Annotated in this window: 23 protein-coding genes and 1 other RNA gene; 4 read left to right on the top strand and 20 right to left on the bottom strand. The window is 66.9% G+C overall.

Going from position 1 to position 18,948, the window contains the following annotated elements; translation table 11 throughout:
- Window positions 1–14: 14 nt before the first annotated feature.
- The 7 genes from AC07NY_RS22580 to hisF all read right to left on the bottom strand — a co-directional run bounded on the left by AC07NY_RS22580 (window position 15) and on the right by hisF (window position 5,071).
- Entirely contained in the window at window positions 15–1,322 is a 1,308-nt protein-coding gene (locus AC07NY_RS22580; protein WP_494585676.1) for a hypothetical protein, read from the bottom strand.
- Between the two features lie 159 nt (window positions 1,323–1,481).
- Window positions 1,482–1,832, bottom strand: coding sequence for a RidA family protein (locus AC07NY_RS22575; protein ID WP_454654278.1), 351 nt, complete (start codon window positions 1,830–1,832; stop codon window positions 1,482–1,484).
- A 117-nt stretch (window positions 1,833–1,949) separates the two neighbouring features.
- A complete protein-coding gene (locus tag AC07NY_RS22570) occupies window positions 1,950–2,396 on the bottom strand; it encodes a YqaA family protein (RefSeq protein ID WP_494585675.1) in 447 nt (148 codons plus the stop codon).
- Window positions 2,396–2,923, bottom strand: coding sequence for a DUF1697 domain-containing protein (locus tag AC07NY_RS22565; RefSeq protein ID WP_494585674.1), 528 nt, complete (start codon window positions 2,921–2,923; stop codon window positions 2,396–2,398). Before AC07NY_RS22565 ends, AC07NY_RS22570 begins: the two co-directional genes overlap by 1 nt.
- Window positions 2,924–2,937: 14 nt before the next feature.
- Window positions 2,938–3,912 carry a type I pantothenate kinase gene (gene coaA / locus AC07NY_RS22560; protein ID WP_494585757.1) on the bottom strand — a complete coding sequence of 325 codons (975 nt, stop codon included), beginning with the start codon at window positions 3,910–3,912 and terminating at the stop codon, window positions 2,938–2,940.
- 72 nt (window positions 3,913–3,984) lie between these two features.
- Entirely contained in the window at window positions 3,985–4,305 is a 321-nt protein-coding gene (locus AC07NY_RS22555; RefSeq protein ID WP_492287034.1) for a phosphoribosyl-ATP diphosphatase, read from the bottom strand.
- A gap of 1 nt (window position 4,306) precedes the next feature.
- Complete coding sequence (gene hisF, locus AC07NY_RS22550; RefSeq protein WP_494585673.1) at window positions 4,307–5,071, bottom strand: imidazole glycerol phosphate synthase subunit HisF; 765 nt, start codon at window positions 5,069–5,071, stop codon at window positions 4,307–4,309.
- A gap of 99 nt (window positions 5,072–5,170) precedes the next feature.
- Between hisF and AC07NY_RS22545 the strand changes: the two genes are divergently transcribed.
- A complete protein-coding gene (locus tag AC07NY_RS22545; protein WP_492287032.1) occupies window positions 5,171–5,959 on the top strand; it encodes a transporter substrate-binding domain-containing protein in 789 nt (262 codons plus the stop codon).
- A gap of 116 nt (window positions 5,960–6,075) precedes the next feature.
- Here AC07NY_RS22545 and hisA read toward each other — a convergent pair whose 3' ends face one another.
- From hisA to rpmH, 13 genes are all read right to left on the bottom strand, one after another.
- The gene (gene hisA, locus AC07NY_RS22540; RefSeq protein WP_494585756.1) at window positions 6,076–6,810 is read right to left on the bottom strand and encodes a 1-(5-phosphoribosyl)-5-[(5-phosphoribosylamino)methylideneamino]imidazole-4-carboxamide isomerase; all 735 of its coding nucleotides are present in this window, start codon (window positions 6,808–6,810) and stop codon (window positions 6,076–6,078) included.
- Complete coding sequence (gene hisH / locus AC07NY_RS22535) at window positions 6,798–7,454, bottom strand: imidazole glycerol phosphate synthase subunit HisH (protein ID WP_494585672.1); 657 nt, start codon at window positions 7,452–7,454, stop codon at window positions 6,798–6,800. The genes hisA and hisH overlap by 13 nt, the downstream gene beginning before the upstream one ends.
- Window positions 7,451–7,936, bottom strand: coding sequence for a DUF2628 domain-containing protein (locus AC07NY_RS22530; RefSeq protein WP_494585671.1), 486 nt, complete (start codon window positions 7,934–7,936; stop codon window positions 7,451–7,453). Before AC07NY_RS22530 ends, hisH begins: the two co-directional genes overlap by 4 nt.
- Window positions 7,937–7,945: 9 nt before the next feature.
- The gene (gene hisB, locus AC07NY_RS22525; RefSeq protein WP_336813923.1) at window positions 7,946–8,533 is read right to left on the bottom strand and encodes an imidazoleglycerol-phosphate dehydratase HisB; all 588 of its coding nucleotides are present in this window, start codon (window positions 8,531–8,533) and stop codon (window positions 7,946–7,948) included.
- Window positions 8,534–8,732: 199 nt separating this feature from the next.
- Complete coding sequence (metZ, locus tag AC07NY_RS22520) at window positions 8,733–9,929, bottom strand: O-succinylhomoserine sulfhydrylase (RefSeq protein ID WP_494585670.1); 1,197 nt, start codon at window positions 9,927–9,929, stop codon at window positions 8,733–8,735.
- A 117-nt stretch (window positions 9,930–10,046) separates the two neighbouring features.
- Window positions 10,047–10,787 (bottom strand): pyrimidine 5'-nucleotidase, encoded by a 741-nt coding sequence (locus AC07NY_RS22515; RefSeq protein ID WP_494585669.1) that lies wholly within the window; start codon window positions 10,785–10,787, stop codon window positions 10,047–10,049.
- Between the two features lie 177 nt (window positions 10,788–10,964).
- Complete coding sequence (gene argB / locus AC07NY_RS22510) at window positions 10,965–11,861, bottom strand: acetylglutamate kinase (RefSeq protein ID WP_494585668.1); 897 nt, start codon at window positions 11,859–11,861, stop codon at window positions 10,965–10,967.
- An 86-nt stretch (window positions 11,862–11,947) separates the two neighbouring features.
- Entirely contained in the window at window positions 11,948–12,316 is a 369-nt protein-coding gene (locus tag AC07NY_RS22505) for a DUF423 domain-containing protein (protein WP_492287027.1), read from the bottom strand.
- Between the two features lie 6 nt (window positions 12,317–12,322).
- Window positions 12,323–13,057 (bottom strand): GTP-binding protein, encoded by a 735-nt coding sequence (locus AC07NY_RS22500; protein ID WP_494585667.1) that lies wholly within the window; start codon window positions 13,055–13,057, stop codon window positions 12,323–12,325.
- Between the two features lie 10 nt (window positions 13,058–13,067).
- Complete coding sequence (locus tag AC07NY_RS22495; RefSeq protein WP_494585755.1) at window positions 13,068–13,709, bottom strand: CatB-related O-acetyltransferase; 642 nt, start codon at window positions 13,707–13,709, stop codon at window positions 13,068–13,070.
- 48 nt (window positions 13,710–13,757) lie between these two features.
- Entirely contained in the window at window positions 13,758–15,617 is a 1,860-nt protein-coding gene (gene yidC, locus AC07NY_RS22490) for a membrane protein insertase YidC (RefSeq protein ID WP_494585754.1), read from the bottom strand.
- 47 nt (window positions 15,618–15,664) lie between these two features.
- Window positions 15,665–16,081, bottom strand: a complete 417-nt coding sequence (gene rnpA, locus AC07NY_RS22485) for a ribonuclease P protein component (RefSeq protein ID WP_492287025.1) — start codon at window positions 16,079–16,081, stop codon at window positions 15,665–15,667.
- A 54-nt stretch (window positions 16,082–16,135) separates the two neighbouring features.
- A complete protein-coding gene (rpmH, locus tag AC07NY_RS22480) occupies window positions 16,136–16,270 on the bottom strand; it encodes a 50S ribosomal protein L34 (RefSeq protein ID WP_038364779.1) in 135 nt (44 codons plus the stop codon).
- 242 nt (window positions 16,271–16,512) lie between these two features.
- Here rpmH and ffs point away from each other — a divergent pair.
- From ffs to AC07NY_RS22465, 3 genes are all read left to right on the top strand, one after another.
- An RNA gene (gene ffs, locus AC07NY_RS22475) (signal recognition particle sRNA small type) lies at window positions 16,513–16,609 on the top strand.
- A gap of 87 nt (window positions 16,610–16,696) precedes the next feature.
- Window positions 16,697–18,571 (top strand): DNA polymerase III subunit gamma/tau, encoded by a 1,875-nt coding sequence (locus AC07NY_RS22470; RefSeq protein WP_494585666.1) that lies wholly within the window; start codon window positions 16,697–16,699, stop codon window positions 18,569–18,571.
- A gap of 21 nt (window positions 18,572–18,592) precedes the next feature.
- The gene (locus tag AC07NY_RS22465; protein WP_047572605.1) at window positions 18,593–18,913 is read left to right on the top strand and encodes a YbaB/EbfC family nucleoid-associated protein; all 321 of its coding nucleotides are present in this window, start codon (window positions 18,593–18,595) and stop codon (window positions 18,911–18,913) included.
- Window positions 18,914–18,948: the final 35 nt, after the last annotated feature.

Raw genomic sequence — 18,948 nt, 5'->3', positions numbered from 1 at the left:
CCGAGCCGGCTGTTTCAGCCGGCGATCAGCTTGGCGGCCGTCGCGCCGGCCGCCCCGAGGCGTTTCTGCAGATCGGTGGCGACGCCGCTGCCATTCGGCGCCTGCTTGGCGGCTTCGGTTGCCGCCATCAACTGGGCGAGCGCCTGCTGCGCCAGCGTCTTGTCCTTGCTGCGCCGCGCGAGCTGAAGCATCGCCTCGGCCTGGTTGGCCCGCGTCTGGGCCCAGAGCAGCGGGGCGCGCTCCTGGCGATATTCCTCCAGTGCTGCGGCGAAGGCGGCGATCGCCTCCTCGATCACGACGGGCTCGCTGTAGCGCTCGCCCATGGCGGCGAGGACGCCGCCCATCTGGTCCTGGAGTTCGGCCCAGCGCATCGGCGTGCGGCTGCGGTCGGTCGCCTGCGAGACGCGGTTGAGGCCGTTGAAAGCGCGCTCCAGCAGGGAGAGGTCGCTGCGGCGCCGGCCGAGTGTGGCGCGGGCGCGGGAGATCATGTACTCGGCCTCGAGCCAGCGGGCCTCGTCGTCGCTGCGCTTCCAGACGGCGAGCGCCGTGGCATAGGTCGCGACCGCTTCTTCGAGCAGGTTGTCGTCCTTCTGCGAGACACCGAGATTGACCGCGAGCTTGCCCAGCCGCAGCTTCAGGGCGCGCCAGAGCGCAGGCGCCTCATCGTGGCGCAGGTCCTCGATGCCGGCCCGGCAATGAATGAGGGCCTCGTCGAGCAGCTTGGCGTCGCCGGTCAGCACGGCCAGTTTGTCGAGCGCCGAAGCCAGTGCTTCCTGGGCTCCGGCGAAGGCGATGGTATCGGCGAGGCTGTCGAGCCCTTCGAGCAAACGGCGCAGGGCGGCGATCGAGCCGTCATAGCCTTCGCGGCCGCCGAAATCCTCGCTGATCCGCGCCAGCACCTTCGCCTGTTCGAGCGCTGCCTCGCGGCTGCGGTCGATCGCGGCGAGGCCGATCAGAGCGGAGGCCTCGCCATAACGGGCGGCAGATTCGCGATAGGCCTCGGAGGTCGTGCGCAGGAAGCTGAGCGCAGCGCGATCCGCGCGGTTCTCGCCGATCAACAGGCGGCGTTCGAGCGGCAATGCGGACAGGTCGGGGGAGCCGCCGATGGCATGCAATTCGGCCTGGGCGAGGCTCTTGTCGGCCTCGGCGAAGCGACCTTCGCCGATCGCCGTCGCCGCTTCATCACGCAGGCGCTTGATCTCGGCATCCCCGAGAGGCACGGCAAGGCGGTTCGACAGCGCGAGAAAATCGTTGGCCTTGCGGTCCAGCAGGTGCTCGCTCGGCAGGCCGGAGCCGGCGCGCCGCAGCCAATCCGCCATCATCGCCGCCATCGCCATCGGCGAAAGGCCGCGGCGTCCGGCGACGCGTGCCAGGAGCGGAGCGATCTGGTCGGCTTGGCTGATGATGGCCTCCCGCTCCGGTCCGGTTGGACTACAGGGATTGCCGCGCACCCGTCCGGGCGCGCGGCAATCGAAATGGACTTACTTCGCGGCGATGACCGCGATCTCGACCGTGAACTGCGGCGCGGCCAGCTTGGCCTCGACCGTGGCGCGGCCCGGCGTGGCGCCAGCGACGACCCACTTGTCCCAGACGGCGTTCATCTCGGCGAAGGTCGAGATATCGGTGAGCCAGATGTTGACCATCAGCAGCTTCGACTTGTCGGTCCCGGCCTCGGCCAGCAGGCCGTCGATGATGCCGAGGATGTCGGCGGTCTGCTCGCCGACGCTCTTGCCGGCAGCCTTGTCCGCGACCTGGCCGGCCAGATAGACGGTGTTGCCGTGCACGACGGCCTTGGACATGCGCGGGCCCACGCCGATACGCTGAATGCTCATAATCTGATCTCCTTGAACGGACGCTTCGCTGGTAGCCCGGCCCGGCCGCTTTCGCAAACGATATGCGGCTACCCCAAGGGAAGAGATCGCCGAAAATCATCAGCGAGCCGCAGAGGCTCAGGCGAAACTCGCCCAGCCTGCCCAGAGCGCCGCATAGCGCCCGGCCTTGCCGATCAGGACGAGGATCGTGAATCGCCAGAACGGGTAGTTCAGCGTGCCCGCCGCAAAGGTCAGGGGATCCCCGACGATCGGCACCCAGGCCAGCAGCAGGGACGGCCAGCCGAAGCGGGCGAACAGGCCCTGTGCCTGGACAAATCGCTTCGGATCGGGCCGCAGGCGGGCCGGCAGCGTGTCGACGCCGTGCCGGGCGATCATCAGGCCGAGCCACCAGTTGAGAATCGAGCCGGCGGTGTTCGCCACGCTCGCGGTCAGGAACAGCGCGAGCGGATCGACGCTCTTCGCCGCGAGCAGCCCGACGAAGACAGCTTCCGACTGTGCCGGCAGCAGGGTGGCGGCGACGAAGGCCGCGAGCGCCATCGCGCCCAGCGAGGACAGGCCGGCCATCACGCGAGCATGGCCGCCAGCGCCTTGACCGTATTCGCGTTGCGCAGCGTCCCGATGCCGAGCTTTCTGGTCGTCAGATGCGAAAGCAGCCTCGCCTCGCTCGGCTCGCCCGCGAAATCGATCCAGAGATCGCCATCCCTGAGGGCGAGACGCATATCCGGCGTCGCGATCGCCTCCAGTTTGGCGAGGGTATCCGGGCCGAGTGGCGCCCGCATGACGCGGATACCGACATGGGCGCTATGTCCATCCGGAAATGGGTTTTGCGCAGCGAGTCGTAGCCAGCCCGGCGCCGTGCGCAGGATGATGTCGACGGGCTTGCCGAAGCGGGCATGGAAACCCGTCTCCAGCCGGGTTTCGATTTCGGCGAGCGGGGCATCCTCGCTCTCGAAGATCAGGTTGCCGGTGGCGACCCAGGTGCGCGGATGGGCGAAGCCGAGCTCCGCCGCCATCGCCTTCAGGTCCGCCATGACCAATCGCTTGCCGGGGCCGAGCACGATCGAGTGCAGCAGGGCGACATAGGTCGTCATCCCCGGAACCCGCGCTACAGCCGCCGCAGCGCGACCTGCTGGATGCGGTGGCTCGCGCCCTTGGTCAGGATCAGGCTGGCGCGCTGGCGCGTCGGCAGGATGTTCTCCTGCAGGTTCGGCAGGTTGATCCCGGTCCAGAGCTTCTCGGCGATGGCGAGCGCCTCCTCCTCGCCGATCTCCGCATATTTGCGGAAGAACGAGCGCGGATCGCGGAAGGCCGTCTGGCGCAATGTCATGAAGCGGTTGACGTACCAGCGGTGCAGGTCGTGCTCGTCGGCGTCGAGATAGACCGAGAAGTCGAAATAATCGGACACGAAGGGGATGGCCGTGCCGTCCCTCGGCATCCGGCTCGGCTGCAGGACGTTGAGCCCTTCGAGGATCAGGATGTCCGGCCGCTCGACGGTCACGGTCTCGCCGGGCACCACGTCATAGACGAGATGCGAATAGACCGGCGCCGTCACCTGCGGCTTGCCGGCCTTGACGTCGGAGAGGAAGCGCAGGATCGCGCTGCCGTCATAGCTTTCCGGGAAGCCCTTGCGCCCCATCAGCCCGCGCCGCTCCAGTTCGGCATTGGGCAGGAGGAAACCGTCGGTGGTGACGAGCTCGACCTTCGGCGTGTTCGGCCAGCGCGAGAGCAGGGCCTTCAGCACGCGCGCCGTGGTCGACTTGCCGACCGCGACCGAGCCCGCGACCCCGATGACATAGGGCACCTTGGGTTCGGATTCGGCCAGCAGGAAGCGCTGCGTCGCCTTGAACAGCCCCTGCGTCGCCGCGACATAGAGCGAGAGCAGGCGTGACAACGGCAGATAGATCGCGACGATCTCGTCGAGCGAGATCGGGTCGTTGAGCGATTGCAGCTTGACGAGGTCGTCGACCGAGAGCGTCAGCGGCGCATCGGCGCGCAAATGCGCCCATTCGTCCCGCGAAAAGGCGCGGTAGGGCGAGACGAGGTCGCGTTCCGGGGGAGTGGTGGTCAGGCGCTGGTCCATGACGCGACCCGCAATCCAGGCTTCGAGGTTCAACGCGGGTCCATCCTCGCCGTACTCAACTCAACGGGCAAGCTACCCGGGCCTTGCCGCCTTTTCCGCCAGTCCGGAGCGGGCCGTGCGAGCCTCAAGCTGGCTCAAGACGTCCTGCAATGCAACATCGCGGGCCCGAAGCACAACCAAAAGATGATAGAGCACGTCGGCACTTTCGGCGATCAGCTCGGCCCGGTCGCCCTTCACGGCGGCGATGACGGCCTCGACCGCCTCCTCGCCGAATTTCTTGGCTGCGCGCTCGGGGCCGGCGGCGAGGAGCTTCGCCGTCCAGGATTCCTCGGGCGAGGCGGCGGCGCGCTCGGCGATGCGGGCTTCGAGGTCGGAGAGAGTGAAGCCTGCCATCTCAGTCCAGCCTCATCCTGAGGCCGGCTTCCGCCATATGCGCCTTGGCCTGCCCGATCGTGTAGGTGCCGAAATGGAAGATCGAGGCGGCGAGCACGGCCGAGGCATGGCCTTGCGCGACGCCGGCGACGAGATCGTCGAGATCGCCGACGCCGCCGGAGGCGATGACCGGGACCGAGACCGCATCCGCGATCGCCCGCGTCAGGCCGAGATCATAGCCGACCTTGGTGCCGTCGCGGTCCATCGAGGTGACCAGCAATTCGCCCGCACCGAGCGAGACGACCTCGCGGGCGAAGGCGACGGCTTCGATGCCAGTGGCGTTGCGCCCGCCATGGGTGAAGATCTCCCAGCGGCCGGGCGTGACCTGTTTGGCGTCGATGGCGACGGTGATGCACTGCGCGCCGAATTTCTCGGCGGCTTCCCTGACGAACTGGCGGTTGGTCACGGCGGCGGTGTTGATCGAGACCTTGTCGGCGCCCGCGAGCAGCAGCGCGCGGATGTCCTCGACCTTGCGCACGCCGCCGCCGACGGTGAGCGGCATGAAGCAGGCTTCGGCCGTGCGGGTGACCACGTCGAACAGGATGCCGCGATCCTCGTGGCTCGCGGTGATGTCGAGGAAGCAGAGCTCGTCCGCGCCGGCCGCGTCATAGGCCTTGGCGGCCTCGACGGGATCGCCGGCATCGACGAGGTCGAGGAATTGCACGCCCTTGACGACGCGGCCGTCCTTGACGTCGAGGCAGGGGATGATGCGGGTCTTCAGGGTCATCGTCGGCAACACGGTCCTGCGGGCGCAGGGCGGATTGATCGCAAACGGCAACCCTGCTCTGCTGGCGGGGACTGATAGCAGTCCAATGAGGGGAGTTCCATGGCTATTGCATCGATGATTCGGCGGGCCGGAATCGCGGCCGGCCTGGCTTTTGCGGCAACGACGACCGTCCTAGCGCAAACGGCGCCGAGCCTGCTCGACACCATCCAGAGCCGCGGCGCGCTGCAGATCTGCACCACCGGCGACTACAAACCCTTCACCCTGGCGAAGGACGGCTCCTTCGAGGGCATCGACATCGAATTGGCGAAATCGCTCGCCAAGGCGCTCGGCGTCGAGGCGAAGTTCGTCCAGACGAAATGGGCCGACCTGCTGACCGACATGGGCTCGGGCAAATGCGATGTCGCGATGGGCGGCATCTCGGTGACGCTCGACCGGCAGAAGAAGGTGTTCTTCTCCTCGCCCTATCTCGTCAACGGCAAGGCGCCGATCGTGCGTTGCGCCGACAAGGCGAAGTTCCAGACGGTGGCCGATATCGACAAGCCGGAGACGCGCGTCATCGTCAATCCCGGCGGCACCAACGAGCGCTTCGTGCGCGCCAACTTCAAACAGGCCAAGATCGAGGTCTATCCCGACAACGTCACGATCTTCGACCAGATCCTCGCCGGCAAGGCCGACATCATGGTCGCCGAGTCGATCGAGGTGAAGGTGCAGGAAAAGGCCAAGCCCGGCCTCTGCGCGGTCAATCCCGACGAGCCGCTGCAATATGGCGAGATGGGCTACATGCTCCCGCGCGGCGACGCGACCTTCAAGGCCTTCGTCGACCAGTGGCTGCATCTCGCCAAGGCGACCGGCGAATTCGCGAAGATCTACGACCAGTTCGTGCGTTGAGCGCGGCTGCCGTCATTCTCGGGCGCCGCAGAGCGGCGATCCGGGAATCTCGTGCAGGATGAGGCACCCTTCCGTCCTGAGATGCTCGGGTCGAGCCCGAGCATGACGGCGGTGGTTCAGGCCGCCAGCCGCTTCAGCGCAGCAGCCGGGTCGATCCGCCCGTCATAGAGCGCCCGGCCGGTGATCGCGCCTTCGAGGATCGCGGCGTCATCGGCGCAGAGCCGCTCGATATCGGCCATCGAGGCGAGCCCGCCCGAGGCGATGACCGGGATCGAGACGGCTTTCGCCAGCGCGATTGTGCCCTCCCAGTTGATACCCTCCAGCATGCCGTCGCGGGCGATATCGGTGTAGATGATCGCGGCGACGCCGGCATCTTCGAAGCGCTTGCCGAGATCGGCCGCCGCCAGCGAGGAGGTCTCGGCCCAGCCTTCAACGGCCACGAAGCCGTCGCGCGCGTCGATGCCGACCGCGACCTGGCCCGGAAATTCCTTGGCCGCCTCGCGCACGAAGCCGGGATCGCGCACCGCAGCCGTGCCGATGATGACGCGGCGGATACCCTTCTCCAGCCAGCCGGCGACCGTCTTCATGTCACGAATGCCGCCGCCGAGCTGCACCGGGAAGGCCACGCGCTTCAGGATCGCCTCGACCGCAGCGGCGTTCATCGGCTTGCCGGCGAAGGCGCCGTCGAGATCGACGACATGCAGCCAGTTGAAGCCCTGGCTCTCGAAATCGGCGGCCTGCGCGGCCGGATCGTCGTTGAAGATCGTGGCCTGCGCCATGTCGCCCTGCTTCAGGCGGACGCAGCGGCCTTCCTTCAGGTCGATCGCGGGAAAGAGGATCATGGTGCCCAGCTCAGGAAATTCGTGATGAGCTTCAGCCCCAGCTTCTGGCTCTTCTCGGGGTGGAATTGCGTGCCGGCGACGTTGCCATGCGCGACCATCGCGGTCACCGGCCCGCCATGCTCGGTGAGCGCCAGCACGTCCTGCGGGCGAGACGCCGCCAGCGCATAGGAATGCACGAAATAGGCATGCAGCCCCTGCGGACCGGTCTCGATGCCGTCGAGCAGCGGGTGCTCGTCCTGCTTGTGCAGGGTGTTCCAGCCCATATGCGGAATCTTGAGGGCGTCGTCCTTCGGCTGGATCAGCGTGACGTCGCCGGGAATCCAGCCGAGGCCCTGCGTCACCCTGTATTCCAGCCCGCGCGAGGCGAGCAGCTGCATGCCGACGCAGATGCCGAGGAAGGGCCGGCCCTTCTGGCGCACGACCTCTTCCAGCGTCTCGACCATGCCCGGCACGGCATCGAGCCCGCGCCGGCAATCGGCGAAGGCGCCCACACCCGGCAGCACGATGCGATCGGCTGCGCGCACCACGTCGGTGTCGCTGGTGACATGGATGGTCGAGGGGATGCCGGCCTCGGCCGCCGCCCGCTCGAAGGCCTTCGCGGCCGAGTGCAGGTTGCCCGAGCCGTAATCGATGATCGCGACGCTCTGGCTCATCGTCCCTGGGCCTCCGGAAACAGCCCGATGATCGGCAGCGGCCCGCTCGGCCGCGCTGCGGGCGCGGCCGGCGACGCTTCCACGCGCGGCGGCACGGCTTCACCGGCCAGCGCCCGCTCGAAATAACGGCGCTCGGCCTCGGCGAGGTTGCGGGCCTCGACGACATCGGCGAGCCGCCAGCCCTGGCGGGTGAGCTTGCGCATAACGAGGTTGTTGCCCTCGACGCCGAGGAACAGCGCGACCGCCCAATAGATCAGCGAGAGCGCGCTGGCATGCAGGCCGAAGCGGCTGTTCAGCCAGATCAGCGCGCCCCAGAACAGCACGAAGAGCAGCGTCGCCAGCCAAAGCCGCTTGCCGAGCAGCCACAGGCCGGTCAGCAGGAAGGCCCCCGTGGCGAAGCTCTCGGGGATCAGCCGCGCCTGCTCGATTTCCTCGCGCCGGTCGCCTTCCGGCGGCGGCGTCATGACGGTGTAGAATGCCATCGAGACCTCCTACAAGGCGCCCTTGGTCGAGGGGATGCGGTCGCCCTCGCGCGGATCCACGTCCAGCGCCTGCCGCAGCGCCCGCGCCAGCCCCTTGAAGCAGCTTTCGGCGATGTGGTGGGCGTTGTCGCCATAGAGCGTCTCGACATGGAGCGTGATGCCGGCATTGATCGCGAAGGCCTGGAAGAACTCGCGCACCAGCTCGGTATCGAAGGTGCCGATCTTCTGCGCCTTGAACTCGGTGCGGAAGACCAGGAACGGCCGGCCGGAGACGTCGACGGCGACGCGCGTCAGCGTCTCGTCCATCGGCAGGTGCACGTCGGCATAGCGGCGGATGCCCTTCTTGGTGCCGAGCGCCTGCTTCAGCGCCTCGCCCATGGCGATGCCGGCATCCTCGACCGAGTGATGGTCGTCGATATGGGTGTCGCCCTTCACCTTGACCGTGAGATCGATCAGCGAATGGCGGGCGAACAGGTCGAGCATATGGTCGAAGAAGCCGACGCCGGTGGCGATATCGGCCTTGCCGGTGCCGTCGATCAGGAGCGAGACCGCGATGTCGGTCTCGTTGGTGCGGCGCTTCACTTCGCCCGAACGCATGCTGGCCTCTCAAGCCTTTAGCGGGAAACGGCCCCGCTTTAGCAGGGGCGGGCGGGGATGGCCACTGGGGTGGAAACCTCAGCCGTCATGCTCGGGCTTGACCCGAGCATCTCTTGCCGGATGAGACTCTGGCGCTTCCCTTGCCGGAGATTCTCGGGTCTGCGCTACGCTTCGCCCGAGAATGACGGCGGGAGCCGCCTCAAACCTTCGCCAGCGCCTGCTCCAGATCGGCGATCAGGTCGTCATGGTGCTCAAGACCGATCGAGAGGCGGACCAGCCCGTCGCTGACGCCCATCGCGGCGCGGACTTCCGGGGTGAAGCGCTGATGCGTCGTCGTCGCCGGGTGGACGATCAGGCTCTTGGCGTCGCCGAGATTGTTCGAGATGCGGATCAGCTTGCAGGCGTCGAGCAGGCGATAGGCGCCTTCCTTGCCGCCGGGAACCTCGAAGGCGATCATCGTCGAGGGGCCGCTCATCTGGCGCTTGATGATCTCGGCCTGCGGGTGGTTCTTGTGGCCGGGGAAGATCACCTTGGTCGGCTTGCTCTGCGCCGCCAGCCAGTCGGCGACTGCCGTCGCGTTCTGCGCCTGCTTGGCGACGCGCAAAGGCAGCGTCTCCAGCGCCTTCAGCATCACCCAGGCGTTGAAGGGCGAGAGGATCGGGCCGGTCTGGCGCAGGTAGTTCTGGATATCGGCCTCGATCAGCTCCTTCGAACCGAGGATCAGCCCGCCGAGGCAGCGGCCCTGGCCGTCGATATGCTTGGTCGCGGAATAGACGACGATATCGGCGCCGAGCTCCAGCGGGCGCTGGTAGAGCGGCGTGGCGAAGACATTGTCGACGACGAGCTTGGCGCCGGCTTCCTTCGCCACCTTGGCGATGGCCGCGATGTCGAGCACCTCAAGCGTCGGGTTCGACGGCGATTCCAGGAAGAACAGCTTGGTGTTGGGGCGAACCGCCTTGCGCCAGGCGTCGAGATCGGTGCCCTCAACCAGCGTCGTCTCGACGCCGTAGCGCGGCAGATGGTCCTCGATGATGTAGCGACAGGAGCCGAACAGCGCGCTGGCCGCCACGACATGGTCGCCCGCGCGCACCGGCGCCATCATCGCCGCGGTGACGGCGGCCATGCCGGTCGCGGTGGCGCGGCAGGTCTCGGCGCCTTCGAACGAGGCCATGCGGGCTTCCAGCATCGCCGTCGTCGGGTTGCCGAGCCGGCCGTACTGGAAGCCCGGATCGGTGTTCAGGAAACGGCCCTCGGCCTGGGCGGCATTGTCGTAGACATGGCCCTGCGTCAGATACAGGGCTTCCGAGGTCTCGCCGAACTGCGAGCGCTGGATGCCGTCATGGACGAGGCGGGTCTCGGGATGCAGCTTGGCTGCGGCTTTGTCCGGTGACGGCATGGAACTCTCGATCCGTTCTTTATAACGGACAGGAGCAGTATCAGCTCCCAAGGAGTTCGTAAAGAAGAACGGAATTTCCTTTTTTAGGGAACCCCGGCGGGAGGAAACGCCTCCTGCTCAGCCATGCTGTTCGTTCGAGCGCCCGAGCGGCTTCAGGAAGCCGGTGAGGTCGGCGGTGACGTGATGGACATGACCGGCCTCGATCGCGACCTGTTCCCAGGCCTCGCGGAAGGGGTCGGGCGTCTGCGGCACGATCAGCACGGTCTTCATGCCCAGGTCGCTCGGAACGATCAGGTTCTTCTCGATATCCTCGAACATCGCGGCGCGGCCGGGATCGACCGAATGCTTGGCGAGGAAATTCTCGTAGGTCGCGCGCTCGGGCTTCGGCAGGAAGCCGGCATGGACGATATCGAAGATGTCCTCGAACTGGTCGAGGATGCCGAGCTTGCCGGCGACGTTCTTGGCGTGCCCGACCGAGCCGTTGGTCAGGATCAGCTTGCGACCGGGCAAGGCCGCGAGTGCCGCTCCGAGCTCGGGGTTCGGTTCCAGAAACGTCAGGTCGATGTCATGGGCGAAGTCGAGGAACTGGTCGGGATCGATCCGGTGCTCCTCCATCAGCCCCTTCAGCGTCGTGCCGTAGCGGTGATAATAATATTGCCGCAGGGCATGCGAGGACAGGCCGTCGAGCCCGAACAATTCCTGCAGGAACAGCGTGATGCGCTCGTTGACCTGCGGCCAGACGCGGCTCTCATGCGAGTAGAGCGTGTTGTCGAGATCGAAGATCCAGTGGTCGACATGCGCGAAGCCTTCCGCCGTCAGGGGCGGGGTCGCGGCCGGTGTGTCTGCGAGTATTGTCATTGGACTCCGAGATGTGGCGAGCCGGAGTCTGCGCCGCAAGTCCTTGGCGGGGGCTTAATCGGGGTGCTGCTTCACGCCGTCATGGTCGGGCTTGACCCGACCATCTCGGAAACCAGCGCCTACGTGTCATAAGATTCCCGGGTCGGAGCGTCGCTCCGCCCGAGAATGACGTGCCAATCAACGCCGGATGATCGTGCCGGCGCCGGTATCGGTGAAGAGCTCGATCAGCGCCGCATGCGGCACCTTGCCGTCGAGGATGACGACGGCCTCGACGCCCTTTTCCAGCGCGTAGATGCAGGTCTCGATCTTCGGGATCATGCCGCCGGAGATCGTGCCATCCGCGATCAGATGGCGGCATTCTTCGACCGTGAGCTCCGGGATGAGCTGCTTGTCCTTGTTCAGCACGCCCGGCACGTCGGTGAGCAGCAGCAGGCGCTTGGCGTTGAGCGCGCCCGCGATGGCGCCGGCGAAGGTGTCGGCATTGACATTGTAGGTCTGGCCATCGGCGGCGGCGCAGACCGGCGCCAGGACGGGGATCAGCTCGGCCTTCAGCACCGCGTCGAGCACGGCGGTGTTGACCGTCTCGGGCTCGCCGACGAAGCCGAGATCGAGGATTTCCTCGATCTTGGAATCGGGGTCGACGATGGTGCGCGTCACCTTGCGGGCGGTGACCATGTTGCCGTCCTTGCCGCAGAGCCCGATGGCGCGCCCGCCCTCGCGGCTGATATAGCCGACGATCTCCTTGTTGACCGAGCCGGCCAGGACCATCTCGACGACCTCGACGGTCGCCTCGTCGGTGACGCGCAGGCCCTGCTTGAACTCGGACTGGATGCCGAGCTTCTTCAGCATCGCCGCGATCTGCGGCCCGCCGCCATGGCAGACCACCGGCTTCAGGCCGGATTGCTCGAGCAGCACGATGTCCTCGGCGAAATCCTCGGCGGTGGCCGCATCGCCCATGGCGTTGCCGCCATACTTGATGACGATGATCTCCTGGTCGTAGCGCTGCATATGCGGCAGCGCCTGCACGAGCAGCTCGGCGGATTGCGACGGCGTGAGATGGGGATGGTCGGTCATTCGGGCAGGCTCCGCGCGGCCGCAGGAAAGGTGCGGTCGCGCTTCTACCCGAACTTGCGCGGCGGCGGAAGAACGCCGCGCGGCTGTCAGCTGCGCTTCGCCGTCACGGCGGCGACGGCCAGTCCAAGCCAGCCGCCGAGCATGAACCAGCCGCCGATCGGCGCCGCGCGCGGAAACAGCGCCTCATTGGCGAAGCCGCGCCGGGCGAGATCGGCCGCGAACAGGGCCGCACCCACGATGATCGCCGAGAGCGCGATTCGCGCCAGCAGATCATGGAGATGTCCGCCCCTGCGCGCCGCAGTGGCGCCGATGATCACGGAGGCATGGAACAGCAGCATCTGCCCGGCCGTCTGGACATTGGCCGTGCCGGTGATGTGGGCGGCGGCCGCCAGCAAGGCGACACCGGCGAAGCCCATCAGGGCGGCGAGAGCCAGATGCAGGCGCGTCGCGGTCATCGGGGCTCAGCCGTGCTCGGCCAGCACGCGGCCGATCGCGGCGCGGAATTCCGGCATGCCGGCGCCCGTCTCGCTGGAGGTCAGCAGCACTTCGGGGAAGGCGGCCGGGCGGCGCTTGATCTCGTCGAACGTGGCCTCGGTCATGAATTTCTGGTCGGCCGGCTTCAACGCGTCGCCCTTGGTCAGCACGACCTGGTAGGATACGGCGGCCTTGTCGAGCGTCTCCAGCACGGCACCGTCGACATCCTTGATGCCATGGCGGGCGTCGATCAGCAGATAGACGCGCATCAGGTTCGAGCGGCCGCGCAGGTAATCGTGGATCAGCCGGGTCCAGGCCGCGACCTTCTCCTTGCCGACGGCGGCATAGCCGTAGCCGGGCATGTCGACGATGGTCGGCGCATGGGGCGAATAAACCGGAACCGGCTTTTCGCGCGAGCGCTTGCCGCCTTGAGATCCCGCCCCGACGGGCTCCTCGTGCTCGACCTGCCGGAAGAAGTTGAGTTGCTGCGTCCGGCCGGGCGTATGCGAGGTCCGCGCCAGCGCGTTGCGCCGCGTCAGCGCGTTGATCAGGCTGGATTTGCCGACATTGGAGCGCCCGGCGAAGGCGATCTCCTGGCCGACCATCGGAGGCAGGTCGTCGATCTTGGTCGAAGCCCAGACGAAATCCCACGGCCCTTCGAAGAGCTTGCGGGCGGCCTCGATCTCCTCGGCGTCATAAGGCTTTGTCGTGGATGTGGTCATGGAGCCCTGCCTACACGGCTGTGCGCAATGCGTCGATATCGGCGCCCTGGATCGCGTCGATATGGCGCGCGATCCTGTCGGCCTGCCAGTCCCACCAGCGGATCGCGAGCAATTCGGCCACGATCTCCGGCGCAAAGCGCATCTTCACGACCCGGCCGGGATTGCCGGCGACCACCGCATAGGCAGGCACGTCCTTCGTCACCTGCGCCCGCGTGCCGATGATCGCGCCGTCGCCGATCGTCACGCCCGGCATGATCACCGCCTCGCGCCCGATCCAGACATCGTTGCCGATCACCATGTCGCCGCGGTTGTTCGGGCCGGGGCGCTTCAGGCTTTCGGGATCGCCGAGGCCGAACATCTGGAAGGGGAAGGTCGAGAACCCGCCGATCGGGTGGTTGGCGCCGTTCATGATGAACTGCGCCGCCTGCGCGATCGCGACGAACTTCCCGATGATTAGCCGGTCGCCGATGAAGTCGAAATGGTAGCGCACGCAGCGGGCGACGAAATGCTCCGGCCCGCGCGAGTCGTCGTAATAGCTGTAGTCGCCGATCTCGATGAGCGGATGGTCGACCACCGCCTTCAGGAAGGCCGTGCCTTTCCAGCCGGGGATCGGGTGGCGCGTGCTCGGATCAGGTAGCGGCATCGTTTCGATGGCCTTGGCGTCAAAAGCGAAGGGCGGGAAACCCCGCCCTTCGATCACTCACTTCTTGTTGCTGTTGGCGGGGTTGGGTGCGCCGCCTGCGGCTGCCGGCTTCTTGCCGAACATGCCCTTGATGTTGTCGAACAATTCGATCTTCACCCCGTGCTTGCGCATGATGTAGCCCTGCTGGATCACCGAGAGCAGGTTGTTCCAGCTCCAGTAGATCACCAGGCCGGCGGGGAACGAGCCGAGCAGGAAGGTGAAGAACACCGGCATCCAGGTGAACATCATCTTCTGCACCGGGTCCGGCGGCTCCGGGTTCATCTTCATTTGGATGAACATCGTGATGCCCATGATGATCGGCCACAGGCCCAGATGCAGGAAGGCCGGCGGGGTGAACGGCAGCAGGCCGAACAGGTTGAACAGGTTCGTCGGGTCCGGCGCCGCGAGATCGTGGATCCAGCCGAAGAACGGCGCGTGCCGCATCTCGATGGTGATGAACAGGATCTTGTAGAGCGCGAAGAACACAGGGATCTGCAGCAGCACCGGCCAGCAGCCGGCGACCGGGTTGATCTTCTGCGTCTTGTACAGCTCCATCAGAGCCTGCTGCTGCTTCATCTTGTCGTCCGCGTAGCGTTCGCGGATCGCCGTCATTTCCGGCTGCAGCGCCTTCATCTTCGCCATCGAGGCGTAGGACTTGTTGGCGAGCGGGAAGAACAGGATCTTCAGCAGCACCGTGACCAGCAGGATCGCGACGCCGAAATTGCCGACATGCTTGTAGATCCAGTCGAGCACGAAGAAGAGCGGCTTGGTGATGAAATAGAACCAGCCCCAGTCGATCAGCAGCTCGAAGCGCTTGATGCCGAGATTCTTCTCGTAGCCGTCGACGGCCGCGACTTCCTTGGCGCCGGCGAAGAGCCGGGCATTGGCGGAAGCCGTGGCGCCCGGCGCGACGGCGACGCTCTCGCCGAGGAAATCGGCCTGGTAGGTATGGCCGGTGCCGGTCTGGACCGCGGAATAGCGGCCGTCATACTTGCGCTGCTGGTCGGGGATGACCGCGGCGGCCCAGTACTTGTCGGTGATCCCGACGAAGCCGCCGACGGCGTCCTTCCAGACCTTGCCGGTCGTACCCGGCGAGAGCAGCGGCTCCTTGTCGAGCTTGTCGTAGGTGTATTCCTGCAGGCCCTGCTCGCCGAGATTGCCGACGAGGCCCTCGTGCAGCACGTAATAGCCGAGTGTCGGCGGCTTGCCCTGGCGGACGATCTGTCCGTAGGGGAACAGGTTCACGGCGGCGCTGCCCTTGTTCTCGACCTCGTCGCGGATCGTGAACATGGCGTTGTCGTCGATGCTGATGACGCGCCGGAAGGTCAGGCCCTGGCCGTTGTCCCAGCTCAGCGTCACCGGCTTGGCCGGGGTCAGCACCTGGCTGTCGGCGGTCCAGACCGTCGTCGCGTTCGGCAGCGCCACAGTGCTGCCCGGCGCCGCGACCCAGCCGAAATCGGAATAATAGGCGTTCGGGCCGCCGAGCGGCGAGAGCAGGACGATGTTCGCGCTCTTCGGATCGACGGTCTCGCGATAGGCCTTGAGCGAGACGTCGTCGATGCGCGCCCCGGTCAGCGAGATCGAACCGGAGATCTTGGGCGTGTCGATCCGGAGGCGCGGGCTCGCCGCCAGCGCCTGCTCGCGGGTGCCGAGGGCTTGCGCGGCAGCGGTGCCGGGCGCGGCCGAGCCTGCGGGCTGGCCGGGAGCGGGGACGGAGCCGGGAGTCGCGGGCGCCTGCTGGCTCTGGGCCTGCTGGTTCTGCTGCGCGATCTGCTTCTGCTTTTCCATCTGCGGCACGCCGTAGAAGAACTGCCAGCCGAGCAGCACGACCACGGACATGACGATCGCGAGAAGCAGATTGCGGTTGTCTTCTTTCATCATGGTCGGAAACGGATCTCGCTTGGTCCGGTAAAGGCGCGGCGGGGTCAGGCTTGCGAAGGCGTGCCGCGCTTGGGATGCGGGCGGCGCCTGTCGGCATGCGGCTTGTGAGGCTTTGCCCGGTCGATGGCAATCGAAAGATCGGCGACGAGCGTCTGAAATTTGGCGCCGAGCACGTCGGAGCGCGCGACGATCACGACGTCGCAGGGCCGTCCGGTCTGGCTGGCGAGCGCCTGCTTGGCCGCTTCGCGCAGGCGCCTGCGGATACGGTTGCGCTTCACGGCATTGCCGGTCTTGCGCGAGGCTGTGAGGCCGAGCCTCAAGGCCACGGGTTCGCCGCCCTTGCGGGGTTCGTCGGGCGCGGCATCGCGCACTTGCGCCATGAAGGCGGACGAACGAAAACGGCGGCCGTGATCGGCCGCCGCCAGGAATTCTTTGCGTTGCGTCAGACGGGCGAGGCGCATGGCGATTGGCCTGTCTTCCGAAACCGGCGCGCTATCGTGACGCGCCAGGGCTCGTCAGGCCGACAGGCGCTTGCGGCCGTGGGCGCGGCGAGCGGCGATGACCTTGCGGCCACCCTTGGTCGCCATGCGAGCGCGATAGCCGTGGCGGCGCTTGCGAACCAGCTTGCTGGGTTGATAGGTTCTCTTCACGGTCCGTCTCCGGGGCCTTTATGAGCACGACGGCCGCGGCTTTCCGGGGAAAGCATGGCCAACCGAGCCTGTCATGCGATAAGGGTCGGCGCCGCCTCTCGGCAGCGCAGGTCGCGGGCTTATGACGGATGGACGACACCAAGTCAACGCCAAACTGGCAGATGTGACGCCGGCTGCGACGAAGCTTCGCGGCCCTGCGATGCCGGCTTGCGATTCGCGCGGACATCCCCGATATAGCGGGCGGGAGGTTGGCGAGGGACGTCTCACTCGCCAACCGGGTCAGGTCCGGAAGGAAGCAGCCCTAACGAGACCGAACGGGTCTTCGTCCAGCCTCCCACCTCATGCGCGTGTGAAAGCGCCGGACCGAACCACGGGACCGGCGCTGCGCCATTGACCCTCGCCTCCTGATTGGCGAAACCAGTTTCCATGACCGATCCGATCGACGCCGCCTCTGCTGACGAACCGGGATTCGCCGGTTTCGATCCGGTGCCCGCGCCGCAAGCCGCCGCCACGGGGACGCCCGCGCCCTATCGCGTGCTCGCGCGCAAGTACCGCCCGGCGCATTTCGGCGACCTGATCGGCCAGGAAGCGATGGTGCGCACGCTGACCAACGCCTTCGCGGCCGGGCGCATTCCGCAGGCCTGGATGCTGACCGGCGTGCGCGGCGTCGGCAAGACCACGACCGCCCGCATCCTGGCGCGCGCCTTGAACTTCCAGACGCCGGACGGGCAGGGCGCGCCGACCACGGACCTCAGGGATTTCGGCATCCATTGCCGCGAGATCATCGAGGGCCGCCATATCGACGTGATGGAGATCGACGCGGCTTCGAACAACAGCGTCGACAACATCCGCCAGATCAACGACGCCGTGCGCTATGCGCCGGTCTCGGCCCGCTACAAGGTCTATATCGTCGACGAGGTGCACATGCTCTCGACCGGCGCCTTCAACGCCTTCCTGAAGACCCTGGAGGAGCCGCCGCCGCATGCGAAGTTCATCTTCGCGACGACGGAAATCCGCAAGGTGCCGATCACGGTGCTGTCGCGCTGCCAGCGCTTCGACCTGCGCCGCGTCGAATCCGATGTGCTGGTCGACCATCTCGCCCATATCTGCCGGGCCGAGAGCGTCGATGCCGAGCAGGAGGCGCTCGCCGCCGTCGCTCGCGCCGCCGAAGGCTCCGTGCGCGATTCCCTCTCGATCCTCGACCAGGCCATTGCCCATGCGGCCGGCCGGATCACGCTCGACGATATCCGCTCGATGCTCGGCCTCGCCGACAGGGCGCGGGTCATCGACCTTTTTGAAGCCGTGATGAAGGGCGACATCGCTTCGGCGCTTGGCGAATTGCGGGCGCAATACGATGCCGGCGCCGATCCGGTGGTTGTGCTGAACGACCTCGCCGAATTCACCCATCTCGTCACCCGTCTCAAGCTCGTGCCCGAGGCGGTGAAGGATAACAGCCTCGCCCAGGCCGAGCGCGTGCGCGGCGGCGATTTCGCCCAGCGCCTTTCGGTCCGCATCCTCGCCCGCACCTGGCAGATGCTGCTCAAGGGCCTTGCCGAGGTGAAGCAGGCCGACCGGCCGGTGATGGCGGCCGAGATGGTTCTCGTCCGCCTTGCCCACGCCGCCGACCTGCCGACGCCGGACGAGGCGCTGAAGATGCTCCGCGACGGCATGGGTTCCGTCCCTGCGGGCAATGGTGGCGGCGGCAACGGGATGGGCATGCCGCGTCCGCCTTCCGGCGGCGGCAACACCGCACTCGCCGCCCGCCCGATCCTCGCCAGCGCCAATCCCGCTCCCACCCCGGTCGCGCGCGCCGTTGCGGCGCCGATGGCGATCGTCGCCACGCTGGAGGATGTCGTCGCGCTCGCCTCGCAGCACCGCGACATCACCCTCAAGATCGCGCTGGAGCGCGATATCCGGCCCGTGCGCTTCGAGCCCGGCCGCATCGAATTCTCGCTGGCCGAAGGCGCCTCGCGCACCCTCGCTCAGGACCTGTCGCGTCGCCTCAAGGAATGGACCGGCCAGACCTGGATGGTCGCCGTCGTCAATGACGAGGGCGGCGCCACCATGCGCGAGCAGGCCGCGGCGGCAAAGGACCAGCGCGAGAGCGATGCGGCGGCTCACCCGTCGGTCAAGGCGGTGCTGGAGCGCTTCCCCGGCGCTCGCATCGTCGATGTCCGCGATCCCCGCGCCATTGCCGCGGCCGAAATGGCGGCCTCTGCGCCGACCGAAGACGAATACCTGCCCGATGCCGAGCCCCTGTTCGACGATTCCGAACCGGATTTCGACGGCATCGACTTCTGACGATTCCGAGGAGGATTTTCGATGCGCGACATGATGGGCCTGATGAAGCAGGCGCAGCAGATGCAGCAGAAGATGGCCGATATGCAGGCCGAGCTTGACAATATCGAGGTCGAAGGCGGCGCTGGCGGCGGCATGGTCACGGTGACGATGACGGCCAAGGGCGCGCTCAAGGGCGTCAAGATCGATCCCAGCCTGATGGTGCCGGACGAGCGCGAGATCCTCGAGGATCTGATTGTCGCTGCCGCCAACGACGCCCGCACCCGCGGCGAGCGCGTCATGCAGGAGCGCATGGCCGAGATCACCAAGGGCCTGCCGATCCCGCCGGGCATGAAGCTGTTTTGACGAAGCGCCGTCATGCCCGGGCTTGACCCGGGCAT

This window comes from Allobosea sp. GW821-FHT09G06 (assembly GCF_059416005.1).
This window is presented reverse-complemented; position numbering and strand designations above follow the sequence as displayed.

Bases quoted from the DNA above. Each gene is read 5' to 3' on its own strand.
- AC07NY_RS22580 (WP_494585676.1), bottom strand. From the start codon at position 1,322: ATGATGGCGGATTGGCTGCGGCGCGCCGGCTCCGGCCTGCCGAGCGAG.
- AC07NY_RS22575 (WP_454654278.1), bottom strand. From the start codon at position 1,832: ATGAGCATTCAGCGTATCGGCGTGGGCCCGCGCATGTCCAAGGCCGTC.
- AC07NY_RS22570 (WP_494585675.1), bottom strand. From the start codon at position 2,396: ATGGCCGGCCTGTCCTCGCTGGGCGCGATGGCGCTCGCGGCCTTCGTC.
- AC07NY_RS22565 (WP_494585674.1), bottom strand. From the start codon at position 2,923: ATGACGACCTATGTCGCCCTGCTGCACTCGATCGTGCTCGGCCCCGGC.
- coaA (WP_494585757.1), bottom strand. From the start codon at position 3,912: ATGGACCAGCGCCTGACCACCACTCCCCCGGAACGCGACCTCGTCTCG.
- AC07NY_RS22555 (WP_492287034.1), bottom strand. From the start codon at position 4,305: ATGGCAGGCTTCACTCTCTCCGACCTCGAAGCCCGCATCGCCGAGCGC.
- hisF (WP_494585673.1), bottom strand. From the start codon at position 5,071: ATGACCCTGAAGACCCGCATCATCCCCTGCCTCGACGTCAAGGACGGC.
- AC07NY_RS22545 (WP_492287032.1), top strand. From the start codon at position 5,171: ATGGCTATTGCATCGATGATTCGGCGGGCCGGAATCGCGGCCGGCCTG.
- hisH (WP_494585672.1), bottom strand. From the start codon at position 7,454: ATGAGCCAGAGCGTCGCGATCATCGATTACGGCTCGGGCAACCTGCAC.
- AC07NY_RS22530 (WP_494585671.1), bottom strand. From the start codon at position 7,936: ATGGCATTCTACACCGTCATGACGCCGCCGCCGGAAGGCGACCGGCGC.
- hisB (WP_336813923.1), bottom strand. From the start codon at position 8,533: ATGCGTTCGGGCGAAGTGAAGCGCCGCACCAACGAGACCGACATCGCG.
- metZ (WP_494585670.1), bottom strand. From the start codon at position 9,929: ATGCCGTCACCGGACAAAGCCGCAGCCAAGCTGCATCCCGAGACCCGC.
- AC07NY_RS22515 (WP_494585669.1), bottom strand. From the start codon at position 10,787: ATGACAATACTCGCAGACACACCGGCCGCGACCCCGCCCCTGACGGCG.
- argB (WP_494585668.1), bottom strand. From the start codon at position 11,861: ATGACCGACCATCCCCATCTCACGCCGTCGCAATCCGCCGAGCTGCTC.
- AC07NY_RS22505 (WP_492287027.1), bottom strand. From the start codon at position 12,316: ATGACCGCGACGCGCCTGCATCTGGCTCTCGCCGCCCTGATGGGCTTC.
- AC07NY_RS22500 (WP_494585667.1), bottom strand. From the start codon at position 13,057: ATGACCACATCCACGACAAAGCCTTATGACGCCGAGGAGATCGAGGCC.
- yidC (WP_494585754.1), bottom strand. From the start codon at position 15,617: ATGAAAGAAGACAACCGCAATCTGCTTCTCGCGATCGTCATGTCCGTG.
- rnpA (WP_492287025.1), bottom strand. From the start codon at position 16,081: ATGCGCCTCGCCCGTCTGACGCAACGCAAAGAATTCCTGGCGGCGGCC.
- AC07NY_RS22470 (WP_494585666.1), top strand. From the start codon at position 16,697: ATGACCGATCCGATCGACGCCGCCTCTGCTGACGAACCGGGATTCGCC.
- AC07NY_RS22465 (WP_047572605.1), top strand. From the start codon at position 18,593: ATGCGCGACATGATGGGCCTGATGAAGCAGGCGCAGCAGATGCAGCAG.